Below are 24217 nucleotides of genomic sequence, written 5' to 3'. Positions count from 1 at the left end.
CTTATTTTCTATTTTAAATTTAGACGAATAATATTTAAAAAAGTTCCCGTTTAATTTTTTATATAATATCTATATCCCGAATCTTTTATAGCGTCTTCAAATATTTTATTGTCTAATTTTTCTTTCGTTAAAATAATCGCTTCCTCTTTATCAAAATCGACTTTTGCATAAACATTTTTTATTTTATTAAGATTGTTTTCTATATTTCTTGCGCAATGAGAACAAGTCATTCCTCCAATATTTAAAACTTTTTTATATTGATAATGGCTTTTATTTTTGTCTTTAACTTTCACTTTTTCGGAATTTAAAATTCCTTCGCCCGAGCAACAGCTTCCCGATTTTATTCTTTTTATATAGTTTATAACCGAAATTACGGCGATAATTCCTATCGAAATTAATATTATAATTTTATCCATAATCTAATTTATCCTTAAATAAATATTATTAAAAGTGTTAGAATATAATAACATTTTTTAATTTTCTGTCAATATAGATATTGCAGATATATAAATAATGTAAAATAAAACTTGATAAAATGCGAACTTTTGATATAATAAAATAATTTCAAGGTTAATATTTATTTTATACTTTATTTTTATATATTATTAAGGATAATTTATGTCTAAAATTATAGCTATAGTAAATCAAAAGGGCGGAGTCGGAAAAACCACTACGGCAGTTAATTTAAGCGCGGCTATAGCGGATATGGGATATAAAACTCTTTTAATAGACATTGACCCGCAGGCAAATACTTGTTTGGGAATAGGAATTTCAAGAGATAAAACCAATAAAGGAATATACGATTTGCTTATAGGAAACGCTAAAGTAAATGAAGTTATAATAAAAACTTATAAAGAAAATTTATATATTATTCCTTCAGATTCCGATTTGGTTGGCGCTCAAATAGAACTTGTAAGCGAAATAGGAAGAGAGTTTAAATTAAAAAAAGCTATAGAATCGATTAAAAACAATTATGAATATATATTAATAGATTGTCCGCCTACTTTAGGAATACTTACATTAAACGCATTAACCGCTGCAGATTCCGTTCTTATTCCGATACAATGCGAATTTTACGCTTTGGATGGAGTAGTAGAGCTTAATAATACAATATCGCTTGTAAAAGAAAATTTAAATCCAAATTTATTTATAGAGGGAGTTCTTTTAACTATGTATGACGGAAGAACAAAATTAAGTTCGGAGGTTGTAAGAGAAGTTGTTAATTTTTTTAAAGAGAAAACTTATAAAACCATGATTCCAAGAAATGTCCGTTTAAGCGAAGCGCCTTCATATAGTAAGGCTATCGGAGACTACGATAAAGAATGTATAGGAGCTAGAAGTTATAAAGAGTTTGCAAGAGAGTTTATAGAAAAATCTAAAAAAGAGAAAATTAAAATATAAAAATTAATTTCGGAGAATTATTATATGAGCAAAAAAGGAGGATTAGGAAAGGGTATGAAAGCCCTTATAAATTCGGGAGACAGAGATATAAAGAAAGCGGTTGAAGAAGCGGAAAAAAACGGCGTTCTTGAAATAGATATTAAACTTATAGATATGAATCCCGACCAACCGAGAAAAATTTTTGACGAATCGGAAATAAAAGGATTAGCGGAATCGATAAAAGAAAACGGACTTATAAATCCTATAACATTAAGAGAGAAAGACGGAAAATATCAGATAATTTCGGGGGAGAGAAGATTTAGAGCATTTAAATTTTTAGAAAGAAATAAAGTTCCAGCTTTAGTGCTTAAAAATATTGCCGATTCAAAAATGCTTGAGCTTACATTAGTTGAAAATATTCAGAGAGCGGATTTAAACCCGATAGAAATTGCAAGAAGTTTTAAAAAATTAATATACGATTTAAATATCAAACAAGAAGAGCTTGCAAAAAGAGTAGGAAAAAGCAGAAGCGCGGTTTCAAATTCTATGAGAATATTAGATTTAAGCGAAAATATACAGAATTTAATTTTAGAAGGAAAAATTACCGAAGGACATGCAAGAGCTATTTTATCTTTACAAAACGAAAGAGAGAGAGAGAGTTTTGCAAAACTTATAATTGAAAAAAATTATTCGGTTAGAGAATGCGAAAGAATAGTAAAAGAAATGAAAGAAAAAAAAGAATCAATCTCTAACGAAAAAGAAACGCGTAAAAAGGACCCAAATATAAAAAAACTTGAAAACGATTTAGAAAAAATATTTTCGACTAAAGTTAATGTTATAGATAAAAATGGCAAAGAAGGTAAAATCGTTATAGAATATTATAGCGCTGACGATTTATCAAGAATAATGGATATTCTCGATAATATTAATTTAGAGAATAATTCGATAAAACCAAAACTTGAATATTAGGAGATATTTTGAAATTTAAAATTTCTAATATTTTAAAATATATAATTTTATTATTTGTATTATATTTATCTTTATATCCTCAAGAAAAATTTAAAGAAAAAAAATTAAAAGTCGCCACTATAGATTTGGATAATCATTTTAAGGAAAATAAACCTTTAAGAAAAGAAATCGTTAGAACTATAAACAGATATCATTACTTAAAACAAAAAATGACAATATCCGTTGATAGAGAAAAAAAATATTTATTTGGAACGAATCAATTAAATTTAAAAAACGGTTTAACTGTCGCCTCTAATTTAAATGTTAGAATTGCAATAATCATTAAAAGCGAAAGAATATTAATAACAAATAATACGGCTACAAATAAAATTGAAGATAGCAATCAAGCGGGAACTAATTTTGGATTTAGCAATAATTTGAAAGACGCTTTTAATCAAATATTTGAAAATTATAAAATAGTAGAAGATACTATTTTAAATAATCTTTTTTTTACTAATAATAACAATACGAATTTAAGCAATAATTTAAGAAACGAAAAAAGATATAATAATAATAATGAAAATGAAGAAGAAAGATTTGAGCTTAAATATAATTTTAATGTTATCGATATTGAAAGAAACGATATTTTAAAAGAATATAAATTAGTCTCTTCAAATCAAGCTATGACAACTATTCAAAATATATCCGATTATTTGGAAGCATATTTTGCAAAGTTAGTATTTGATTCGGTTGAGCCTAAAAAAAACGATATCAACATTAATTTTACTATAGAAAAAATATCTTCAGGCAATAGAACTAATTCAATATATTATAACGGCAATGTTACCGAAGGAGATTTTATAAACCTTAAATTTAATCCTAATAAAAACGGATATTTATATATATTTGCATTACAAAATAACGGCAATATGATTTTAATGCATCCAAACGATTTTAATAATTTTATAAATAATAATAATGTTCAAAAAGACGAAATTGAAGCGAATAAAAATTATTCTATACCGCCAGAAAATTCAAAATTTAGCATAATTGTAAGTCCCATAAATATCGAAGAAGAAAAATTAAAAATAAAAAATATTGATAGTTTTTACGCTATTTATACTAAAAGAAAACAAGGTTGGATTACAGCGCGATATTTTAACGGAGACGGTTTTAAGATTTGTCCTAAAAATAAAACCGCGGATTTTGCATTCAAATTAAAAAATAAATTAAAATTAAAATATGAATGGCAAATGTCTAAAATATATTTAAATGTATTTTCAAAAATGAAAAGATAAATAATAAAAAACTAATTATATAATCGTATATCCCATATTTGAAATTTCATTAAAAATATATTTCGTTATTTTTTCGCCAAGTATTATTTGATATTGTCCAGCATCAAAAAATATTCCATTAACTTTTTCTAATTTTTCAATTTCAGAAACATTAACTTTATTTTTATCTTTGACAATTAATCTTAATCTTGTCGCGCAATGAGATACGGAAGATATATTTTCCTTTCCTACCAATTCAATTATTTTTGTAGCTAATTCTTTATAATTTAATTCCATAATTTATAATCCTTAAATTTTATTTATTTTTTATAAGAGGATAATTCATAGCCTCTCTTGAAGAAATATAAGCCGAAGAAACTTTTTTCATAAGCTCTCTAACTCTTGCTATATAGCCCGCTCTTTCCGTTACGCTAATTGCGTTTCTTGCATCAAGCATATTAAAAACATGCGAACTTTTCATAACCATATCGTAAGCTGGAAGAACGCATCCGTTTGCAAGACATTTATCGCATTCTTCTTCGTATTCTTTGAAATGTCTAAAATACATGTCGATATCTGCAATTTCAAAATTATATTTAGAAAATTCTTTTTCGCCTTGCAAATGAACATCGCCGTATTTTATTCCATGTCCCCATTCTAAATCGTAAACATTATCTACATTTTGCAAATACATGCATATTCTTTCAAGTCCGTAGGTAATCTCGCCCGTTATAGGTTTTAAGTTTATTCCGCCAACCGCTTGAAAATATGTGAATTGAGTTATTTCCATTCCGTCAAGCCAAACTTCCCAACCCAATCCCCAAGCGCCAAGTGTCGGAGATTCCCAATCGTCATGAACAAAGCGAATATCATGGTCTTTAAAATTTATTCCCAAAGCTCCCAAACTTTCAATATATAAATCTTGAATATTATCGGGCGAAGGTTTCATTATAACCTGATATTGATAATAATGTTGAAGTCTATTCGGATTTTCTCCGTATCTTCCGTCAGTCGGTCTCCTTGAAGGCTCTACATAAGCGACATTGAAAGGCTCTGGTCCCAAAGCCCTTAAAGCCGTAGCGGGATTAAAAGTTCCAGCTCCAACTTCCAAATCATAGCCTTGCTGAATTATGCAACCGTTATCGCTCCAAAATTTATTTAAATTCATTATTAAATCGGTAAATGTCATAATTTCTCCATAAATTTTTAATCATAAAATTTCTAATAAATTTTAATGTTTATATGATACAATAAAAAAATATTATATCAAGTATATTTTATTTCACAACATTTAATAAAGTTAACTTTAAAAATTTGGTTTTATTAAATATATGAATTTTATTAAAAGCGGATTGATTTACTTCGTTTACAACGACATATTAAAAAATAAAACCCCTATGCTCTTTTGAACATAGAGGTTTTGGCTTAAATCTTTATTGTTTTTTAGTTAGCTTAAATAAAATTCTAAAATAGAATTATTGTATGGTTATTGTTACTACTAATGTAGCTTTTCCTGTAGAAGCATCATAAGTATATATTTGACCATCAGTTACATCTGAAGCGAATTTTACATTAGCATTTGCTGGCTCCATTGTTAGAGTTAATTTTTTATTAGCATCAAGTTTAGTATCATCGCTAGTCAATTTAATTACACTAGCATTCTTGCTTGCTACTTCATCAATTGATTTTTTCAATGGGTCTTTTATATCTGTAATTTGTTTATTAGCTACTGCTTTTACAGTCACATTACCTTGTTGAGGTGTAACAGCGCTATCTAATTCAAAAAGATTAGAATTTTGTACATCTACAGTTGAAGTAAATATTGACAATAATTCACTTGTCATTGTCGCTGCATCAACTACTACGGTTTGTGGGCTAGTAGGTTTGCTTCCGCCTTCGTCCTTGCTACAGCTAACCGCCAATAACGATAAAGCCATTACCGTTATTAATAAAGATTTAAGAATGTTTTTTGTGTGTTTCATTTTGCACACTCCTTTTGAATAAAATTTTTTTATAACTAAACAAGGATTTTTAATTTTCCTTGATAAGCTATCGAAATTGATTAAAGTTAAAAAGATTTTAACTAAATTATGCAACAAAATTGAGACACTTAAAAATTTAAATGCCTTTAAAAATTGAAATATATAAAATTTAAAATTATTATTTAAAAGACAATTATGGCTTTGCTTTGCTTTGCTTTGCTTTGCTTTGCTTTGCTTTGCTTTGCTTTGCTTTGCTTAACAAATTTACAGTATTGTTATTTATCGTAATTTTCATATCAAACTTTCCTCACCGATTTCTCGGCAAATATTTTTATCAATTAAATTATACAACATTAAAAAAAATTAGTCAATAGTTTATTTTAAATTTTTTCAATATTGATTAATTTAATTTAACAATATTATAAAATATTTAAAAAATTTGTCAACTATTTATTTTAATTAATTAAATAATATTATAAAACATTTAAAATTTTTGTCAACAAAATAATTTAAATATTTATTAATTATAATTATACAATCTTTTTAAAAATATATCAAGCGTTTATTTTAATTTTAAAAATTATCTTTTGATATATCTTTCCATTTCTCTGTCTAAAGTTTTTCTTTTTAGAGTTTCTCGTTTGTCATGAAGTTTTTTGCCTTTCGCTAAAGCTATTTCAACTTTAATTTTTCCTTTGCTAAAATATAAACTTATTGGAATTAAAGTAAGTCCTTGTTCTTTAACTTTTCCGAATAAACGCTTTAATTCTCTTTTTTTCATTAAAAGTTTTCGCTCTCGCAAAGGCTCATGATTATTTCTATTTCCAAAATGATATTGAGATATATGCATATTAACTATAAAAAGCTCGCCTTTTTTAAACGAAGCGTAGCTATCGGACATATTTACGGCTCGCTCTCTTAAAGATTTGACTTCCGTTCCAAGCAAAACTATTCCAGATTCGTATTTTTCTATAATCTCATAATTAAAAAGCGCTTTTTTATTTTTAACTATCTCGCCAGAAGAAATATTATTTTTTTCTTTTTTATTTTTTTTAGACATAATCTATTCCTAAATATCAATTTCAAATTATACTTAAATAAAAAATATTTGTCAACTTTTTCTATTTATTAAATATTTTATAAAATTGTTCTTTATTATTTTTTATATTTAATGTATAATAATTGCAATAATTTAAAAATAATTAAATAGGAGTTTTTAATGACAAAAGTAGTTTTAATTCGTCATGGAGAAAGCGTTTGGAATAAGGAAAATCTTTTTACGGGTTGGGCTGATGTTACTCTATCTGAAAAAGGAATTGAAGAAGCTAAAAATGGCGGTAAAGAATTAAAAAAAGCGGGATTTACTTTCGATAAAGCCTACACTTCCACTCTCACAAGAGCGATAAAAACTTTAAATTTAGTTTTGGAAGAGATGGGACTTTTATGGATACCAGTCGAAAAGGCTTGGCAGTTAAATGAAAGGCATTACGGAGCTTTGCAAGGATTAAACAAATCTCAAACGGCTGAAAAATATGGAGAAGAGCAGGTTAAAGTTTGGCGAAGAAGTTATGACACCCCGCCTCCAGCTTTGGAAAAAACTGACGAAAGATTTCCAGGACATGACGCAAGATATAAAAGTTTAACCGAAAAAGAACTTCCATTAACCGAATGTTTGAAAGATACGGTTGCAAGAGTAGTGCCTTATTGGGAAAATATTATTCTGCCCGATATTAAAGCGGGCAAAAAAATAATAATAGCGGCGCATGGCAATAGTTTAAGAGCTTTAGTAAAATATCTTGATAATATTTCGGATGCGGATATTACAGAATTAAATATACCAACGGGAATGCCTTTAGTTTATGAGCTTGACGATAATTTTAAGGCGATTAATAAACAATATTTAGGCGACCCTGAAGCGGTTAAAAAAGCTATGGAAGCTGTGGCAAATCAAGGAAAAAAGAAATAAATAAAATTAAATTAAAATATTTTTTAATTAAAGGAGTTTTTAACTTGAGTTTATATGTTTTAATTAATATAATAATATTTTTAGTATTAATGGCTATTCTTTATGTAATGCAAAAGAAACATATTGATTTTACATTTAGAGTATTAGGCGCGTTAATTATGGGTTTAGCTTTAGGTTTTTTATTAAGAACCTTATATGCATCAAATATAGAAATAATTAATAAAACTATAATTTGGTATAATATCGTAGGCAACGGATATGTTAGGCTTTTGCAAATGTTGGTAATGCCTCTTATATTTGTTTCTATAACTATGGCTTTGATTAATATAAAAGGCGGAAGCAATTTGAAAAAAATGACTTTCAGCATTATAGCGGTATTAATGATAACAACCGCAATATCTGCTTTGGTTGGAATTTTGGTTTCAAAAGGTTTTGGATTAGACGCTTCAAAATTACAATCTTTAGTTGGCGATATTTCTCAAGGAGCTTCAAATTACGAAGGCAGACTTGAAAGTTTTAATTCAAAGCCCATTCCTCAACAATTATTAGAGATTATTCCTACAAATCCCTTTTCGTCTTTAGCGGGATTTGGAGGCTCGCCGACTTTATCGGTAGTATTCTTTTCCGCTTTAATCGGAGTTTCGGCTTTAGGCTTAAAAAATAAAAAACCTGAAATTTTCGATTTCTTTTTTAAGATAATGCAAACTTTACATGATATTATAATGAAAATAGTTTCTTTCGTTATGAGATTAACTCCTTTCGGCGTATTGGCTCTTATGACAAAATTTATGGCTTCAAGCGATTTAAATGCTTTCGCTCAATTAGGACAGTTTTTAATCGCTTCTTATGTAGCTGTAATTATTATGCTTTTAATTCATACAATTATACTTATAATATTCGGATATAATCCTTTTAAATACTATTCAAAAGCTTTTGCAGTTCTTACTTTTGCTTTTTCTTCAAGAACGAGTGCGGGAACTTTGCCTTTAACTACTTCTACTTTAACAAATGGAATGGGAATTTCCGAAGGAGTATCAAATTTATCGGCTTCGCTAGCGGTTACAATAGGACAAAACGGATGCGCGGGAATTTATCCCGCTATGGTTGTCGCTATGATAGCGCCTACTTTGGGAATAAATATTTTTGAGCCTTATTTTTTAATAAAGGTTATAATAATAATAGCTATCGGAAGTTTTGGAATAGCGGGAGTCGGCGGAGGAGCTACAAACGCCGCTTTAATTACGCTTTCCGCTTTGAATTTTCCCGTAGGTTTGGTTGCCGTTCTTTTGGGAATAGAGCCTATTATAGATATGGGAAGAACTATGCTTAATGTTAATGACGGCATGATAACTGCGGCGGTTACGGGAAAGATTTGTAAAGAAGTAGATATGGATAAATTTAACGCTAAATATACATCCTATTCTGAAAATATATAAATTATTGAAAACTATTTTTAGGCAGGGATTAAATCCTTGCCTTTTTTATTCGCCTATAATTTTTATCAAAACTCTTTTATTTCTTTTTCCGTCATATTCTCCGTAAAAAATTTGTTCCCAAGTTCCAAAATCAAGTTTGCCATTCGTAATTGCAACGACTACCTCGCGTCCCATAATTTGTCTTTTCATGTGAGCGTCAGCGTTATCTTCGTATCCGTTATGTTTATATTGACTATGCGGTTTTTCGGGAGCTAATTTTTCAAGCCAAATTTCAAAATCGCTATGTAATCCGCTTTCGTCATCGTTTATAAATACGCTTGCAGTTATATTCATTGCATTGCATAAAATTAATCCTTCCTTAATTCCGCTTTCTTCCAAACATTTTTGAACTTCGGGAGTTATGTTTAAATATCCTCTTCTTTTCGGATAATTAATATCCAATACTTTTCTGTAAGATTTCATTTATTTCCTCCAAATAAAATAATTCTTAAATTATACAAAACAAATAAAAATTGTCAAAAAAATTATTTGCATTATAATTAAAAATATGATGATAAGCGCAAGCAGAAGAACCGATATACCATCGACTCATTGCAAATGGTTTTTAGAAAAATTAAAGGATAAATATGTTTTAGTTCAAAATCCTTTTAATAAAAATAAATTCTATAAAGTAGATTTGAGTAAAGAAAATGTAGATATAATAGTTTTTTGGAGCAAAAATCCGAATATAGATTTTTTGGAAGAAGTTAGAAATATGGGATATAAATTTTATATTCATTTCACTATCACGGCTTATGATAAAAATATAGAAAAAAATATTCCAAATAAAGAATTATTAATAAAAAAATTTATTAATATAAGCGATAGATTCAAAAAAGATAAAATAGTTTGGAGATACGACCCGATTATTTTAAATAAAGAATTTAATTCAAATTATCATATTAAAAATTTTTCTTATATTTCAAACGCTCTTAAAAATTATACGGACGAATGCATATTTAGTTTTGTTCAAATATATTCAAAAATAAAAAATGTATTTAAAGATATAAATAACGATATCGAAGAGCGTAAAAATTTAATTAACGATTTAAAAGAAATCGCTAGTAGAAATAATATAATATTAAAAAACTGTTCGCAGAGTTTTGATAATATAGAAAATTCTTCTTGCATAGATAAAAACAGAATAGAAAATATTTTAGGATATAAAATAAAAGAAAATAAAGATAAAGGGCAGAGAAAACTTTGCAATTGTATAAAAAGCGTAGATATAGGAACTTATAATACTTGCCCAAACGGATGCATATATTGTTATGCAAATAAATAAATAAAAAGAATTGATTTTTTATTTAATTTAAATTATAATATTTTCACTTTATAACTTTTACTTAATTTAAGGCTTTATATTTCAACTTTTATTTTTTATAATATATAAATAATAAGGAGTTAAAAATGGCAGAAAAACAAATACTTAATTTTGAAGCCGAAACTAAACAAATTTTAAATTTAATGGTTCATTCTATTTATACTCATAAAGAGATATTTTTAAGAGAACTTATTTCAAACGCGAGCGACGCTTTGGATAAGGCGAGATTTGAATCCATAACTAAAAGCGATAAATATACGGGAATGGATAATTTGAGAATAAAAATAGAAATAGACGAACAAAATAGAATTCTAACGATAAAAGACAATGGAATTGGTATGACAAAAGAAGATGTTATACAAAATATTGGCTCTATCGCAAGAAGCGGAACTAAAGCTTTTTTAGAGAAAATTAAACAAGAAGCGGAAAATAAAAAAGAAAGCGGAATCGATTTAATCGGACAATTTGGAGTAGGTTTTTATTCGGCTTTTATGGTTGCGGATAATATTATAATAGAAACTAAAAATGTAGAATCCGACAAAGGCGTTAAATGGGAAAGCTCGGGAGACGGTTCTTATTCTATAGAAGATATTGATAAAGCGGATAGAGGAACTAATATAATATTGAAATTAAAACCTAAAAATGAAAATGAAGAAAACGAAGAAGATTATTCAAATAGATATACTTTAGAAAGATTGATTCAAAAATATTCAAATTATGTTCATTATCCGATTATTATGGATATGCCGATTCCTAAAAAAGATGAAAAAGAGATTCAGCAATACGAAGAGAAAACTATAAACTCAATGATTAGCATTTGGCAGAAAAATAAAAGCGATGTCAAAACAGAAGAATATAACGAATTTTATAAAGAACATTTTCATGATTACGCCGAACCTTTCGATATTATTCATACTAAAGCGGAAGGAACTTTGGAATATACGGCTTTACTTTTTATTCCTTCAAAAGCTCCTTTCAATTTTTTGTATCCTAATTTTGAAAGAGGTTTAGAATTATATTCAAAAAATGTTTTTATAATGGATAAATGCAAAGAATTGATTCCCGAATATTTAAAATTTGTTCGAGGCTTGGTTGATTCTCAAGATTTTTCGCTTAATATTTCGAGAGAGATTTTACAACATACGGCTCAATTAAAAAGAATCGCTTCAAATATCGAAAAGAAAATTTTGGAAACTTTGGAAAATATTTTAAAAAACGACAGAAAAAAATACGAAGAGTTTTTTAAAGAATTTGGAGAGTCGATAAAAATAGGAATTTATAGCGATTTCACTAAAAAAGAAAAATTATCAAATCTTTTATTATTTCAATCTTCAGAAATGTCGGAAAACGAATATACGACTTTAGCGGAATATAAAGCGAGAATGAAAGAAGGACAAGAATTTATTTATTATGCGGCGGGAAAAGATAAAGCCTCTATAGAAAAACTTCCTCACATGGAAGGCATGAAAGATAAAGGTTTTGAAGTTCTTTATTTTACCGATAGAGTTGACGAGTTTATGGTTGGAATAATGAGAGATTATGAAGAAATAAAACTTCATTCTATACTTCAAGCCGACAATGAAAAAACGGATAAAGATTTTTCAAAAGAAGAAAATAAAGAAGTGAAAGATATACTTAAAGCCGTTAAAGAAATTTTGGGCGATAATAAAGTGGCGGATGTTAGAGAAAGCGACAGATTAAAAGAAAGTTTGGTTTGTCTTGTAAATAAAGAAGATTCGATTAGTTTTAATATGGCTAAAGTTCTTGCCGAAACGGGAAACAATATGTTTGGCATGAAAGCGGAGCGAGTTTTAGAAATAAATACTTCGCATGAAGTTTTTAAAGCTATGGAAAAAGAATATCAAACAAATAAAAAATCGGATTTATTTAAAGAATATAGCGAGCTTTTATACGATGAAGCTTGCATACTTGAAAATCTGCCTTTGGAAGATACAAAACTTTTTGCTTCAAGAATGAGTAAATTAATGCTTAAATTATAAAAATAGATTTATAATTAATTAAAGGAGATACAATATTAAAAATTGCATCTCCTTTTTTATATAAACTTTACATAGTTTTAATTAATATTATAAACTAATTCATTTTATAATTTACTTATTATTTATATCCACCATTCTGGCGTAATTTCTCCGAGCTTTAAAATTTTTTTATTTTTATAGTCAAGCATAATTTCAATATCTTTATAATCGTCAGGCATTAATTGAACCATTAATTCTCGACAAGCCCCACAAGGCGCGCCCGTTTCTTCGTTTGGCATAATCGCAATAACTCTTTTAATTTTATATTCTCCGTTTGTTATCATATTGAAAATCGCATTTCTTTCCGCGCATATTCCCAATGTAGAGCATGTATCTATACAAACTCCCGTATATATTTTATTCTTTGTCGATAGAATTGCAGCTGCGACAGTTCCCGCTTCTACATATTTAGATATTTTTCTTTCATTTTGAACGGTTTTCGCGGCTATATACATTTCTTCCCATTTATTATCCATAATAATTTTCCTTTACAAATTAATATCTATACTTTGAAAATATAATTATTTTATCTTTCAATTTTATTTTTTCAACTTTATAACCGTAATCTAAAAGCTCTTTTTTATAAGTTAAAAAAGAATGGTCAATATCAAAACCTGTAGCGTCTTTTATTTGATTAAAAGATAATTCAATTTTTTCTTTATTCGTTTGTTTAAAAATTAAATCAATATACATCCATAAATGTCCGTATTTACTCATTATTTTTCCTTGATAAATTTTAATTTGTTAATCTATAATATTTTTAATTTTTGATAAATCTCCGCTGCATAAAGCTTCCATATTCTTAAAAATCTTTTCAGCGCTCCAATCCCACCATTTAATTTTAAGCAAATATTCAATTAAATCTTCGTCAAATCTTTTTCTTTTAACTTCGCAAGGATTACCAACGGCAACGGAATAAGGCGGAATATCTTTTGCCACAACTGAATTTGCTCCGATTATCGCACCGTCTCCTATATGAACTGCGGGCAGGACGGTGACATTTTGCCCTATCCAAACATCGTTGCCTATAATAGTGTCTCCTTTTAATTTTAAATCAGATAAAGAAGGCGCGCTTTTTTCCCAACCGTTTTCCATAATATTAAAAGGATATGTGGTAATTGCGTTAATTCTATGATTTGCTCCATTCATTATAAATTCAATTCCTTTTGCAATAGCGCAAAATTTTCCTATGATAAGTTTGTCTCCTATAAAATCATAATGATGCGTCACATGACTTTCAAAATTCTCCGCTCCGTTAATGTCGTCATAATAAGTATATTCTCCGACAATTATATTTGGATTTTTAATAACATTTTTGATAAAGCATAAACTCGGTATTTTCGGATTAGGAAAAATTTCATTCGGATTAGGTCCCATATCATAACCTCGCTAAATTTTAATTTTTTAATCTATAATATTTTTAATTCTTGTAAGGTATTTGAAAATAATCAAGCCAAGTTTTAAATTTATCTTGAGCCGTTAAACATGTATCTCTTAAATAACCTTTCTCATTTTTCCATTCATTTAAACCGCGATAATAAAATAGTTTCAAATTATCGTCTATAATGAAAGGAACTATATTATGTTTTAAACATTCTTTAAACATAATTAATCTTCCAACGCGTCCGTTTCCGTCTTGAAAAGGATGAATCATTTCAAATTTATAATGAAAATTTAAAATATCGTCAAATGTTATTAACGAAAGCGAATTATACCAATCGATAAGTTTTTTTATTTCTTTCGCCACAATTTTAGGTTTTGTAGTTTCCTTGCCTCCAACCTCGTTTGGAAGTTTTTTATAATCTCCTACTTTAAACCAATCAAGTCTATCGCTACTTGTTCCGCTTTTTAATATTTTATGCAATTCTTTTATAAATTGTTCCGATATAGTTTTTTTGGCAGATTCTATTATTACATCTATACATTTAAAATGATTAGCCGTTTCGATTATATCGTCAGAGTTTAATATTTGATTTCCAATTTCTATGGTATTTGTTTCAAAAATATATCTTGTCTGCTCTATAGTTAATTTACTGCCTTCAATATGATTTGAATTAAATGTTAAATCTATTTGAATTTTATGATATATTCCGCCTGCGATTTTATTTTTCTTTTCAAATTGAAGTATTTCAAGCAATGTTTTTGGTTTAGAATATTTTTTATTTATACGATTTGGTTTTTTAGCGTCTTCTGGTATATTCCATTTTTTTGATATTTGAGATACTAATAAATAATTCATATAAATTATTATATATTTTATCGGCAAAATATCAATAAAGAATGCATTTTATTAATTTTTTTGCCGTTATCGGAATAAATAATTTGACTTTATATATTAATTATAAACCTTAATTAGTCAATAAAAACGGTTGAAATTTATTTTTAAAAATATTATAATTACAATCGTTAAAGCGAATAAAAATATTATAAATTATATAAAACGCTTGACTTATTTTTAAGATATTGTATAATTTTAACTATGTTAAAGAAAAATGAAATACTAAAAAATAATAAATTCTGCAGCTCAGCTCAGCTCAGCTCAGCATCATTTTAAAATTTTATGTTTACTTATTAATTATAAAAACTATTATATTTATTTTGAGTTCATATTTAATAAAATCGTTTATTCAATTAAATGTTTTTATTCATATTTTTATATACAAAATATTTTTGGGAAAAATAAAAACAAGTATCACTGTATGATACTAGTTATATGTTATAATATAATAAAAAATTTAAATTAAAAGGAGACAAAAAATGGCAAATTATTATTGCGAATACTGTGGGCAAAAATATTCCGATGTTAGGAATTTGACTGCTAACAGTTGCTCAAGACATCCAGATGGACCGAGTAAGGGAAAACACAAGCTTTACGAGGGAGGAGAGAAATCTCAATATATTTGCAAATATTGCGGACAGAAATACTCAGATTTGAGGAATTTAACTGCCAGCAGTTGCTCAAGACATCCAGATGGACCGAGTAAAGGCAAACATGCCCCAGCTTTATAAGTAAAGTTGAATGGATGCGGTAGGTAGAAATTAATAATTTTTACCTACTTTAATAAATAAAAAAGGAGAATTAAAATGCGTGGATTTACTAAAATGTCAATAATATATGCCGCTTTGTTAATTTATATAGGGGCAATATCTGGTATGAAGTCAGAATTTAAAATGATACTTTTTGCTATAATTGATTTAACATTTCTTAGAATTATACTTCGTAGAAAAGACACTTATGAGAAGAAATTTGCTTTTGTGCTTATTACATATTCAATAGTTTTACCAATAACTTATGAAGCTTTCTCATTATTAAAACATAGCGATGAAGATATGAAAGAATTTGGCATATTTTTATTAACAATATGTCTTATTACCATTATATTATCTATTTTATATTTTATAAAAACTATTAAAAAAATTAAAATGATTAATTTTGAAAGAAAATTTAATCTAATTTTTTATAAAATCGATGGAATAGACGACAAAATTTTATATTTACAAAATGAAATTTCAAAATTATCAGGAAAAGATAGAGAAAAAACAAATTTTTTATATATGAATTTAATTAAATATAATTTAGCAAAAATTGAAGGAATAGATGATGAAATTTTATATTTACAAAACGAATTTGGCAAATTGTCAAGAAAAGATAGAGAAAAAATAAAAGTTTTATATACTAATGTAATAGAAGTTCATTTAAATAAAATCGATGGAATAGACGATAAAATCTTATTTCTAAAAAATGGAATTGAAAAATGGGCGGAAAAAGATAATGTATTAAGAAAAATTTTAGAAGAAAAAATTAGATATTTTGATATTAATAGAGAGCGTATAGAAAATGATGAAGAAAGAAGACGTGCAGAAGAAGAAAAAGTGGATGAAATTTATAATGAAATTGTAGGCTATGTAGAAAATAAATATTTTGTAGAAACCGATTTAGACCATATTTTTGGAGAAGACGAAGGTTGTTTTTTGATTATAGATGATATAAGAAGACTTACAGAATATTATGACAATAAAGAACATAGAAGATTTAGAGAAATGTATAGAGGAACATTATATATAACTAATAAAAAATTATGGATAAAATCATACCAAAAAACAAATCCTATAATGGTATTAGCGCCTCTTACCGATATATTAGAAATATATAAAAAGTTCCATGATTTCAATTATTTATTAAAATTAAGAATTAGTAAAACAAATACAGAAGATGACATTCTTTTAGAAGTAGATGATGAAATGGATGCTTATAAAGCAATGTTTTGTATTGAAAAAACTAAAGAATATTTATAAATTTAAATTTTTATTAAGGAGTAAAAAATGCATAAAAAATTTTACAAATGTTTAAAATCTAATAAAGGAGGTATGCTATATGGCAGAAGATAAACAAATCGATTTGCTAAAAAGTTTAATTGAAAACAAAGAAAAAATTGAAAAAGATATTGAAGAGGCAAAGAAAAGAATTATTCCAACGGTTAATATAATAAATATTTTAGGTTGCGCCTATGACGAAGTAAAAAATAGTTCTTTACTTCATAATATTCTTAAAATAAAATTTAAATATGATAATAAAGAAATAAATTTTGCAAAAGATTTTTCTTTATATATTGTTGGCGATGAATATAAAGATAAAATTAAAAACGCTAAATTTAAAAATGTATATAGAGAATTTCAAACTAAAGACGGCAGAAGAATTGACATATTAATCGTATTCGATAAATTTGAAATAATAATTGAAAACAAAATAAATGCGGGCGACCAAGAAAATCAATTATTAGATTATTATAACGATAGATATAACGGAGAAAAAGAAATATTTTTAGTTTACTTAACCAGATGGAAATATGAAGCGTCAGAATATAGCATATCAAAAGAAACAAAAGAAGAGTTAAAAGATAAAATATATTATTTATCACACGGCGATATAGCCGAATGGATTGAAAACGATATTTTAAATAAATACGAGTTTTTGAAATTCGATAAAAAATATCAATCGATTTATTCCGCATTAATTCAAATAAGAGATAACGAAAAAATTATAACTAATCCAAACGAGGAGAACAACATGAAAAAAGAAAAAATTAAAAATTTTTTTGAAGAGAATAAATATTTTGAAAATTTATTAAATAAGGAAGAAACGATAAAGGATAGCTTTGATAAATTAAACAAATTTTATGAATTGTTAGAAAATGCTCAAAGAGTAATTATAGATAAAAAATTCGAGCTTATATCTGGCAATATAAAATATTCATCGAAGGTAAGCGAATTTATTAAAAAAGTTCAATCTGATAAAGGCGAAGATTATATGAAAGGCGCTCTCTTATATAATGAAGAAGGTATTAAAGGACAATTTAACGGTATATGGTCAAGGAATATACTTATTTCAATAATAGGCTACTTGGATTTATGCATAACTTTAGAACAGAATATTTATATCGTTGATTATCATTTATTTATAAATATAATTGCGAATAATAACATTGCAAATAAGTTAAGAGAAGAGCCGATTAAAACCGAAATAGGAAAAATACTTGGTAAAGATAGCAATAAATATAAAGAAGACGAAGATAGAGGATATATTTATACTTTATATATAGATATTGAAAAAGACAAACCCGAAGAAATAGGACAGAAAATAATTGATTTATATAATTTATTAAAAGAAAAAATAACTCAATAAAATTTAAACTTAAAAACAGGAGAAATAAAATGGCAAATAATTTAACGCTTGAAGATGTTAATAATTTATATTTTTGGGCTACAAAACTTGAAGAAAAGCAAAATTCTCGTTATGTGTATGAAGAAAATATAGAAAGTAAAGAGGATATTTTAAACCTTACTGGTATTGCTGCTAGAAATTCTCTTCCGAAGGAAGTTTTTAAACTTAATCGGCTTAAATTTCTCGGAATAGAGGTAGAAGACTTGACTGAATTGCCTAAAGAAATAGGGAATTTAAATAATCTTGAAGGTTTGACAATAAGATGTCCTAACTTAAAAGAGCTTCCAAAAGAAATAGGGAATTTAAATAATCTTGAATATTTACATATAACACGTCCTAACTTAAAAGAGCTTCCTAAAGAAATAGGGAATTTAAATAATCTTGGAAGGTTAGAAATAGAATGCCCTAACTTAAATGAACTTCCTAAAGAGATTGGGAATTTAAATAATCTTACAAATTTATATATAACATGCCCCAACTTAAATGAACTTCCAAAAGAAATTGGGAATTTAAATAATCTTGAAAAGTTAGAAATAAAATGTTCTAACTTAAAAGAGCTTCCTAAAGAGATATGGAATTTATCAGAATTTAAAGTTGAATTTGATATTAAAAATAATAATAATAAGGAACTATTAAAGTATATTGTCGATAGTCCTAATAATGAAAATAAGGATGTAGAATTAAAAATTGTGATAAAAGAAAAAAAAGATTAAAAAATGGCATATATTATAAATATAGGCTATTTAATTTTAGTTTTTATAATACCCTTCGTTTAATTAATATTAAGCGGGTTTAAAATTATAAAGGGTTTATTATGTCAAAAAGTTATAGAAAAAATCCTATTCATTGGGTATGCGGCAATACATCTAAAAAAGATAAAATAGCTTATAATAGATGTTTTCGCCGTAAAGATAGATTAATTTTGAAATACTATGACGACAATACCGTTTTGCAAATGCATAAAAGAGACGGAGAAGGTTGGTGGACTTGGCAATGCGATGGCAAAATTCATTTCTTTTATACTAAAAAAGAATTATTAAACAATGAAGAATTAGCTTTATGGTATAAAAAATTTATGAGAAAATAATTTTATAATTTTTAAAATATATAAATAACTAGTATCATTATATAATACTAGTTATATGTTATAATTAATATAAACAATTTTTATTAAATAAAAGGAAAAGTAAAGTGAAAAACAATAATATAAATAAAATTATTATTACTAACGAAAACGAAAAAGAATATTGGATAGAATATAAAAAAACTTTATCTCCGCAAATAAGAGAAGCATTGATTACTAAATATAAATATTTGTTGGAAGATACGGCTAATAAGATTAAAGGAAATATTGGAAAAGGACGCTTTAAGAATTTGGATTATGAGGATTTAGTATATTTAGGTTCTTTCGGACTTTTGGAAGCGATAGATAGATATAACCCAAACAACGAAAGCGATATAAAATTTGAAATTTATGCCAGCATGAGCATACAAGGCGCTATATTTGAGGAATTCAGAGCAATGGATGGGTTGCCAAAGTCAGTTCGTAGAGAGATAAAAAAATTAGAAATGGTAGAAAATAAAATGATAAATAATTTAACCAAAAAAGAAATCGACAATTTATGCAAATGGGCGAAAAAGTATAATATTGAAGATTTGGATACAGAAGAAAAAATATTGAGTATTATATTGGATATTAAAGAACTTAAAATAGTTTCTGATGAAATAGATTATTTGCCAAACGAAATTTTCAAACTTACAAATCTCGAGAGTTTTTATATAGACTGCTATTCTTTGGAAGAATTTCCTAAAGATATTGAAAAATTAATTAATCTTAAAAAACTTACGATAGAATTTTCCGATATAAAAACTCTGCCAAAAGAAATTTTCAACTTGGTTAATCTTGAAACTCTTAATATAGACTGCTATTCTTTGGCAGAATTTACCGATGGAATAAGCAATTTAACAAAACTTAAAACTCTTAATTTTATATATTGCGAGGAGTTAATAGAATTTCCTAAAGAAATATTTAACTTAAAAAATCTTGAAAATATTCGTTTAATCTATTTTAATAAGTTTAAAGGTTATTATAAAAAAATAAACGATTTAGACAATATAAAAAATATCGAATTAGAAATATTTGATTTTGATGGATTTGAATTCCAAAAAGAAATATTAAAACTATCTAAATTAAGGACTCTAGAGATGTATGGCGATAACGGATACATGAAAGAATTGCCAGCAGAAATAGAAAACTTAATTAACTTAAAAAAACTTTCTATAGCCGTTGAAATTTTAAAATGTTTGCCTAAAGAAATCGGAAATTTAATTAATCTCGAATATTTAGAAATAGATAGCGAATTTGAAGATTTTAACGGAATTCCTAAAGAAATTGGAAATTTAAAAAATCTTAAAACTCTTAAAATAGTGCGATGCAAAGGTTTAAAAGAATTGCCTAAAGAAATATTTTATTTGCCAAATCTCGAAAACCTTGAAATAAATTGTGAAATAACGGAAATTCCAAAAGATATAAAAAATTTAGTTAATCTTAAAAATTTTAATATATGGCGAGCTAGTTTAACGGAATTGCCAAATGAAATATCTAATTTGACAAAACTTGAGGAACTTCATATATCATGCGATAATATGAAATATTTGCCAAAAAATATATATAAATTAATCAATCTTAAAAATTTATCAATTTGTTGTCGCAAATCAAAGAAACTTCCAAAAGAGTTATTCGATTTAATTAATCTTGAAAAACTTCAGATAAGTTGGTGCGAAAGCTTAAAACATATTCCCAAAGAAATAGGAAATTTAATCAATCTTAAAGAATTAGAAATAGCTCTAAATAAATTAAAAAATATTCCAAAAGAAATTAAATGTTTAATTAATCTCGAGACTCTTAATATATGGTGCGCAAACTTAAAATATATTCCAAAAGAAATTAATGGTTTAACTAAACTCAAAAATCTTAATATATACCATTGTAAAAACTTGAAATATATCCCCAAAGAAATCGGCGATTTAGTTAATCTCGAAAAACTTAATATAGAATGGTGTGAGAAATTAGAAAAAATTCCTGAAGAAATTGGAAATTTAACTAACCTTCAAGAACTTGATATACATTGCGAAAATTTAAAAGACTTACCAAACGAGATTGGAAATTTAGCCAATCTTAAAATATTTAGTTTAGGAAAGTATTCGTTCAACGAAAATTCAAATTTAAAAATAATACCAAAAGAGATTGGGAAATTAATTAGTCTCAAAGAATTTGATATTTTCTCTTCCAACTTAAAAGAGTTGCCCAAAGAAATTGGCGATTTGGTTAATCTTAAAAGATTTGAAATAGATTGCGATAGTTTAGAAGAATTACCGCATGAGATTGGAAACTTGATTAATCTTAATAGCGTTAGAATGTATTGCGATAAATTAAAAGAACTTCCAGAAGAAATAGGCAATTTATTAAAAATGGAATATTTTAGTATGGATTCTGAAGTTTTAAAAGAATTGCCAAAAAGTATAGGAAATTTTACTAAACTTCGCAGTCTTGGATTAGACTGTTCTAATTTAGAAAGACTTCCTAAAGAGATAGAAAATTTGAAAATAATTAAAGGAATCGATATAAGAAGCGATAAGTTAAAAGAATTTCCTAAAGAAATATTAAGCATGCCTAAACTTGAACGGATTGATTTACATGGAAACGGAATAAAAGAGATACCAAAAGAAATTATTAATTTGACTAAACTTGAAAAATTGGATATGCAATATTGCGCTAACTTGAAGAAAACTCCGAAAAAAATAGGCAATCTGATTAGAGAATCTAAAATTAAATGCTGGTGGAATTTTTAAGGAGAAATAAAATGCAAAATAATTTAACAAAAAAAGAAATTAATAATTTATATAATTGGGCTAAAAAATATGATATTAAAGAATTGCAAACAAAAGATAGAAATAAATTATTAAATATTAAAAAACTCTATATATTTTCGAGAAATTTAAAAGTATTGCCTAAAGAGATAGAAAATTTGATTAATCTTGAAGAGCTTATTATTGGAGATTATATTGTCGGAGGCACAATTAAAAAACTACCAAAAGAAATTGGAAATTTGACTAATCTTAAAAGGCTTGAAATAAGTTGCCACAAATTAAAAGAATTACCTAAAGAAATATGCAATCTCACTAATCTTAAAGAATTATTAATAAACTGCAATAATTTAGAAGAATTGCCTAAAGACATTGGAAATTTGACTAAACTTAAAAGACTTACAATAAGGTGCGATAAATTAGATAGACTGCCAAAAGAAATTGGTAATTTTATCAAACTTGAATATATTCTTATAGGTTCTAAAAGTTTAAAAGTATTGCCTAAAGAGATAGGAAATTTAAAAAAACTTAAAGATTTTACTTTATGGCTAAATAATTTAACAAAATTTCCTAAAGAAATTGTAAATTTAGTTAGGCTTGAGCGTTTAGAAATAAATCGTGGAGATAACTTAAAAGAATTTCCAAAAGAGATTATAAATTTAGTTAAATTAAAAGATTTAGAGATAAGTCATTGTAATAAAATAAAAAATCTACCAAAAGAAATTGAAAATTTAACTAAATTTAAAAGATTTAGAATTAAAAGGTTAAGTTTAAGTAAAATTTTTAAATAAATAAAATTTAAATATTTAATATAAATAATTGACAATTTAAAATATAAGTATAATATAAAAATAGGAGGAATTTTTATGACAGAAGTAGAAAATCAAACTCTTAATTTATTAAAAAATATTATTGAAAATAGAGACAAAATATTTGAAAGTATAAACGAGGCAAAAGAAAAATTAATTCCTATAGTTAATATAATAAATATTTTGGGCAATACATATTATGAAGTTTCAAATAGTTCGCTATTATATAATATTCTTAAAATAAAATTTAAATATGATAATAAAGAAATAAATTTTGCAAAAGATTTTTCGGAATATATTATTAAAGAAAAATTAGGAAACGATAGCGTAAATATTAATTCTTCCAATATAAGTGTTTATAGCGAAGAGCATCCTTCAATCGAAAGTAAGCGTAGAATGGATTTATTTATACAGTCCGATAATTTTGAAATAATAATTGAAAATAAAATTGGAGCTGGCGACCAACCAAACCAATTGCAAGATTATTATAGTAATAGAATTAATGAAAATAAAATTATTAAAGATAATATATTTGTAGTTTATTTAACCCGATACGGTTATAAACCGTCAGAATTTAGTATTGATAAAAAATTAATTTCAGATTTAGAAAAAGAAAATAAAATATATTATTTATCGCATGACGATATGTCAAATTGGATTGAAGATAAAATTTTAAATAATAAAGAATACGAATTCTTAAAAGAACAAAAATATCAGTCGATTTATTCGGCTTTAATTCAAATAAGAGATAACGAAAAATTTATAAGTAAAGAAACGGAGGAAAATAAAGTGGAACAAAAAATAACTGAAGATTTTTTAAATCTTAAATCATTAATAAACGAGGGCGAACCAATAAAAGATAGTTTTGATAAATTAAATAAATTTTACGAGTTATTGGAAAATGCCCAAAAAGTAATTTCAAATAAAAGACTTAATCTTGTATCGAGAGATATAGAATATTATTCATATATAAGAAAAATTGTGGAAGAATATAAAACAAATAAAGGCATTTATGCTAATATTATATCTAAAGAACTTGTTAGTTATAGGTTTTCTTCTGGAGATTCATATTCTTTAAATATAGATATTCCAATAGGAAAAAATAATGATATTCATATAATATTAGACCAGCGTCTCGATTATCATTTATGCATAAGCGTTTTTTCTGAAAAACCTGATATTATTAATCAATTAAAATATATTGATAAAATTAAAAATAAAATTACTAAAATCCTTAATAATTGTATAGAAGGTGAAAGTTCAGAATATGGAAGTAGTTGGGTTTATCTCAAATTTATTGATACTACTAAAAAAGATGAAGCTGAAGATATAGCCGATAAGATAATTGAATTATATGAATTTTTAAGAGATAATATAAAATTAGATAATGCATAAATTATAATTCTTTAATTTTCAAAATATATAAAT

Annotated in this window: 25 protein-coding genes; 15 read left to right on the top strand and 10 right to left on the bottom strand. The window is 26.1% G+C overall.

Annotated elements, in window-relative coordinates:
* Positions 1-50: 50 nt before the first annotated feature.
* Complete coding sequence (locus EPJ79_RS05035; RefSeq protein WP_147738669.1) at positions 51-416, bottom strand: heavy-metal-associated domain-containing protein; 366 nt, start codon at positions 414-416, stop codon at positions 51-53.
* A gap of 202 nt (positions 417-618) precedes the next feature.
* Here EPJ79_RS05035 and EPJ79_RS05030 point away from each other — a divergent pair, with 202 nt between their 5' ends.
* Genes EPJ79_RS05030 through EPJ79_RS05020 form a run of 3 tightly spaced genes read left to right on the top strand, consistent with a single transcriptional unit; the run spans position 619 to position 3626 of the window.
* Entirely contained in the window at positions 619-1401 is a 783-nt protein-coding gene (locus tag EPJ79_RS05030) for a ParA family protein (RefSeq protein WP_021959694.1), read from the top strand.
* A 24-nt stretch (positions 1402-1425) separates the two neighbouring features.
* Positions 1426-2349 (top strand): ParB/RepB/Spo0J family partition protein, encoded by a 924-nt coding sequence (locus EPJ79_RS05025; protein WP_147528718.1) that lies wholly within the window; start codon positions 1426-1428, stop codon positions 2347-2349.
* An 8-nt stretch (positions 2350-2357) separates the two neighbouring features.
* The gene (locus tag EPJ79_RS05020; protein WP_244289071.1) at positions 2358-3626 is read left to right on the top strand and encodes a DUF4384 domain-containing protein; all 1269 of its coding nucleotides are present in this window, start codon (positions 2358-2360) and stop codon (positions 3624-3626) included.
* A gap of 15 nt (positions 3627-3641) precedes the next feature.
* Here EPJ79_RS05020 and EPJ79_RS05015 read toward each other — a convergent pair whose 3' ends face one another.
* The 4 genes from EPJ79_RS05015 to smpB form a co-directional block, all read right to left on the bottom strand.
* The gene (locus tag EPJ79_RS05015) at positions 3642-3902 is read right to left on the bottom strand and encodes a PTS transporter subunit EIIB (protein WP_147528106.1); all 261 of its coding nucleotides are present in this window, start codon (positions 3900-3902) and stop codon (positions 3642-3644) included.
* A gap of 19 nt (positions 3903-3921) precedes the next feature.
* On the bottom strand, positions 3922-4794 hold the full coding sequence (locus EPJ79_RS05010) for a glycine--tRNA ligase subunit alpha (RefSeq protein WP_147738668.1): 873 nt from the start codon (positions 4792-4794) through the stop codon (positions 3922-3924).
* Between the two features lie 286 nt (positions 4795-5080).
* Entirely contained in the window at positions 5081-5587 is a 507-nt protein-coding gene (locus tag EPJ79_RS05005) for a hypothetical protein (protein ID WP_147738667.1), read from the bottom strand.
* A gap of 580 nt (positions 5588-6167) precedes the next feature.
* Positions 6168-6647, bottom strand: a complete 480-nt coding sequence (gene smpB / locus EPJ79_RS05000; RefSeq protein ID WP_147717812.1) for an SsrA-binding protein SmpB — start codon at positions 6645-6647, stop codon at positions 6168-6170.
* A 159-nt stretch (positions 6648-6806) separates the two neighbouring features.
* Here smpB and gpmA point away from each other — a divergent pair, with 159 nt between their 5' ends.
* Both gpmA and EPJ79_RS04990 read left to right on the top strand, forming a co-directional pair.
* On the top strand, positions 6807-7553 hold the full coding sequence (gpmA, locus tag EPJ79_RS04995) for a 2,3-diphosphoglycerate-dependent phosphoglycerate mutase (RefSeq protein ID WP_021957644.1): 747 nt from the start codon (positions 6807-6809) through the stop codon (positions 7551-7553).
* 44 nt (positions 7554-7597) lie between these two features.
* Positions 7598-8989, top strand: coding sequence for a cation:dicarboxylate symporter family transporter (locus tag EPJ79_RS04990; protein WP_147738666.1), 1392 nt, complete (start codon positions 7598-7600; stop codon positions 8987-8989).
* Between the two features lie 45 nt (positions 8990-9034).
* On the opposite strand, the gene EPJ79_RS04985 is transcribed toward EPJ79_RS04990, so the two are convergent.
* Positions 9035-9451, bottom strand: a complete 417-nt coding sequence (locus EPJ79_RS04985; protein ID WP_021957646.1) for a secondary thiamine-phosphate synthase enzyme YjbQ — start codon at positions 9449-9451, stop codon at positions 9035-9037.
* Between the two features lie 85 nt (positions 9452-9536).
* Here EPJ79_RS04985 and EPJ79_RS04980 point away from each other — a divergent pair, with 85 nt between their 5' ends.
* Together EPJ79_RS04980 and htpG are read left to right on the top strand one after the other, a co-directional pair.
* Complete coding sequence (locus EPJ79_RS04980; protein WP_147738665.1) at positions 9537-10313, top strand: DUF1848 domain-containing protein; 777 nt, start codon at positions 9537-9539, stop codon at positions 10311-10313.
* A 125-nt stretch (positions 10314-10438) separates the two neighbouring features.
* Complete coding sequence (htpG, locus tag EPJ79_RS04975) at positions 10439-12352, top strand: molecular chaperone HtpG (protein WP_147738664.1); 1914 nt, start codon at positions 10439-10441, stop codon at positions 12350-12352.
* Between the two features lie 122 nt (positions 12353-12474).
* Here the strand turns inward: htpG and EPJ79_RS04970 are convergent, their stop codons facing one another.
* The 4 genes from EPJ79_RS04970 to EPJ79_RS04955 are packed head-to-tail and all read right to left on the bottom strand — an operon-like array spanning position 12475 to position 14630.
* Complete coding sequence (locus EPJ79_RS04970) at positions 12475-12867, bottom strand: cytidine deaminase family protein (protein WP_147738663.1); 393 nt, start codon at positions 12865-12867, stop codon at positions 12475-12477.
* 19 nt (positions 12868-12886) lie between these two features.
* Entirely contained in the window at positions 12887-13108 is a 222-nt protein-coding gene (locus tag EPJ79_RS04965; protein ID WP_147545687.1) for a hypothetical protein, read from the bottom strand.
* 27 nt (positions 13109-13135) lie between these two features.
* Positions 13136-13768 (bottom strand): Vat family streptogramin A O-acetyltransferase, encoded by a 633-nt coding sequence (locus EPJ79_RS04960; protein WP_147545690.1) that lies wholly within the window; start codon positions 13766-13768, stop codon positions 13136-13138.
* Positions 13769-13811: 43 nt separating this feature from the next.
* Positions 13812-14630, bottom strand: coding sequence for a Fic family protein (locus EPJ79_RS04955; RefSeq protein ID WP_147738662.1), 819 nt, complete (start codon positions 14628-14630; stop codon positions 13812-13814).
* Between the two features lie 518 nt (positions 14631-15148).
* Here EPJ79_RS04955 and EPJ79_RS11985 point away from each other — a divergent pair.
* The 8 genes from EPJ79_RS11985 (at position 15149) to EPJ79_RS04915 (ending at position 24184) form a co-directional block, all read left to right on the top strand.
* Positions 15149-15400 (top strand): hypothetical protein, encoded by a 252-nt coding sequence (locus EPJ79_RS11985; RefSeq protein WP_167497316.1) that lies wholly within the window; start codon positions 15149-15151, stop codon positions 15398-15400.
* A gap of 75 nt (positions 15401-15475) precedes the next feature.
* Positions 15476-16687: a PH domain-containing protein gene (locus EPJ79_RS04945; protein WP_147738661.1), complete on the top strand. Its 1212-nt coding sequence runs from the start codon at positions 15476-15478 to the stop codon at positions 16685-16687.
* Between the two features lie 79 nt (positions 16688-16766).
* The gene (locus tag EPJ79_RS04940; protein WP_147738660.1) at positions 16767-18074 is read left to right on the top strand and encodes a PD-(D/E)XK nuclease family protein; all 1308 of its coding nucleotides are present in this window, start codon (positions 16767-16769) and stop codon (positions 18072-18074) included.
* Between the two features lie 29 nt (positions 18075-18103).
* Complete coding sequence (locus EPJ79_RS04935; protein ID WP_147738659.1) at positions 18104-18826, top strand: leucine-rich repeat domain-containing protein; 723 nt, start codon at positions 18104-18106, stop codon at positions 18824-18826.
* Between the two features lie 101 nt (positions 18827-18927).
* Complete coding sequence (locus tag EPJ79_RS04930) at positions 18928-19200, top strand: hypothetical protein (protein ID WP_147738658.1); 273 nt, start codon at positions 18928-18930, stop codon at positions 19198-19200.
* Positions 19201-19304: 104 nt separating this feature from the next.
* Entirely contained in the window at positions 19305-21965 is a 2661-nt protein-coding gene (locus tag EPJ79_RS04925; RefSeq protein WP_147738657.1) for a leucine-rich repeat domain-containing protein, read from the top strand.
* Between the two features lie 11 nt (positions 21966-21976).
* On the top strand, positions 21977-22771 hold the full coding sequence (locus EPJ79_RS04920; RefSeq protein WP_147738656.1) for a leucine-rich repeat domain-containing protein: 795 nt from the start codon (positions 21977-21979) through the stop codon (positions 22769-22771).
* A gap of 75 nt (positions 22772-22846) precedes the next feature.
* Positions 22847-24184, top strand: a complete 1338-nt coding sequence (locus tag EPJ79_RS04915) for a PD-(D/E)XK nuclease family protein (protein WP_147738655.1) — start codon at positions 22847-22849, stop codon at positions 24182-24184.
* The last annotated feature ends 33 nt before the right edge of the window (positions 24185-24217 follow it).

This window comes from Brachyspira aalborgi, assembly GCF_008016455.1.
GTDB lineage: Bacteria > Spirochaetota > Brachyspiria > Brachyspirales > Brachyspiraceae > Brachyspira > Brachyspira aalborgi.
Note: the sequence above shows the minus strand (reverse complement) of the source record. Positions and strands in the feature narration are given on the sequence as shown.

Bases quoted from the DNA above. Each gene is read 5' to 3' on its own strand.
- EPJ79_RS04965 (WP_147545687.1), bottom strand. From the start codon at position 13,108: ATGAGTAAATACGGACATTTATGGATGTATATTGATTTAATTTTTAAA.
- EPJ79_RS05025 (WP_147528718.1), top strand. From the start codon at position 1,426: ATGAGCAAAAAAGGAGGATTAGGAAAGGGTATGAAAGCCCTTATAAAT.
- smpB (WP_147717812.1), bottom strand. From the start codon at position 6,647: ATGTCTAAAAAAAATAAAAAAGAAAAAAATAATATTTCTTCTGGCGAG.
- EPJ79_RS05035 (WP_147738669.1), bottom strand. From the start codon at position 416: ATGGATAAAATTATAATATTAATTTCGATAGGAATTATCGCCGTAATT.
- htpG (WP_147738664.1), top strand. From the start codon at position 10,439: ATGGCAGAAAAACAAATACTTAATTTTGAAGCCGAAACTAAACAAATT.
- EPJ79_RS04945 (WP_147738661.1), top strand. From the start codon at position 15,476: ATGCGTGGATTTACTAAAATGTCAATAATATATGCCGCTTTGTTAATT.
- EPJ79_RS04935 (WP_147738659.1), top strand. From the start codon at position 18,104: ATGGCAAATAATTTAACGCTTGAAGATGTTAATAATTTATATTTTTGG.
- EPJ79_RS04980 (WP_147738665.1), top strand. From the start codon at position 9,537: ATGATGATAAGCGCAAGCAGAAGAACCGATATACCATCGACTCATTGC.
- EPJ79_RS05005 (WP_147738667.1), bottom strand. From the start codon at position 5,587: ATGAAACACACAAAAAACATTCTTAAATCTTTATTAATAACGGTAATG.
- EPJ79_RS04920 (WP_147738656.1), top strand. From the start codon at position 21,977: ATGCAAAATAATTTAACAAAAAAAGAAATTAATAATTTATATAATTGG.
- EPJ79_RS05015 (WP_147528106.1), bottom strand. From the start codon at position 3,902: ATGGAATTAAATTATAAAGAATTAGCTACAAAAATAATTGAATTGGTA.
- EPJ79_RS05010 (WP_147738668.1), bottom strand. From the start codon at position 4,794: ATGACATTTACCGATTTAATAATGAATTTAAATAAATTTTGGAGCGAT.
- gpmA (WP_021957644.1), top strand. From the start codon at position 6,807: ATGACAAAAGTAGTTTTAATTCGTCATGGAGAAAGCGTTTGGAATAAG.
- EPJ79_RS04915 (WP_147738655.1), top strand. From the start codon at position 22,847: ATGACAGAAGTAGAAAATCAAACTCTTAATTTATTAAAAAATATTATT.
- EPJ79_RS04955 (WP_147738662.1), bottom strand. From the start codon at position 14,630: ATGAATTATTTATTAGTATCTCAAATATCAAAAAAATGGAATATACCA.
- EPJ79_RS04960 (WP_147545690.1), bottom strand. From the start codon at position 13,768: ATGGGACCTAATCCGAATGAAATTTTTCCTAATCCGAAAATACCGAGT.
- EPJ79_RS04970 (WP_147738663.1), bottom strand. From the start codon at position 12,867: ATGGATAATAAATGGGAAGAAATGTATATAGCCGCGAAAACCGTTCAA.
- EPJ79_RS04985 (WP_021957646.1), bottom strand. From the start codon at position 9,451: ATGAAATCTTACAGAAAAGTATTGGATATTAATTATCCGAAAAGAAGA.
- EPJ79_RS04930 (WP_147738658.1), top strand. From the start codon at position 18,928: ATGTCAAAAAGTTATAGAAAAAATCCTATTCATTGGGTATGCGGCAAT.
- EPJ79_RS11985 (WP_167497316.1), top strand. From the start codon at position 15,149: ATGGCAAATTATTATTGCGAATACTGTGGGCAAAAATATTCCGATGTT.
- EPJ79_RS04940 (WP_147738660.1), top strand. From the start codon at position 16,767: ATGGCAGAAGATAAACAAATCGATTTGCTAAAAAGTTTAATTGAAAAC.
- EPJ79_RS05030 (WP_021959694.1), top strand. From the start codon at position 619: ATGTCTAAAATTATAGCTATAGTAAATCAAAAGGGCGGAGTCGGAAAA.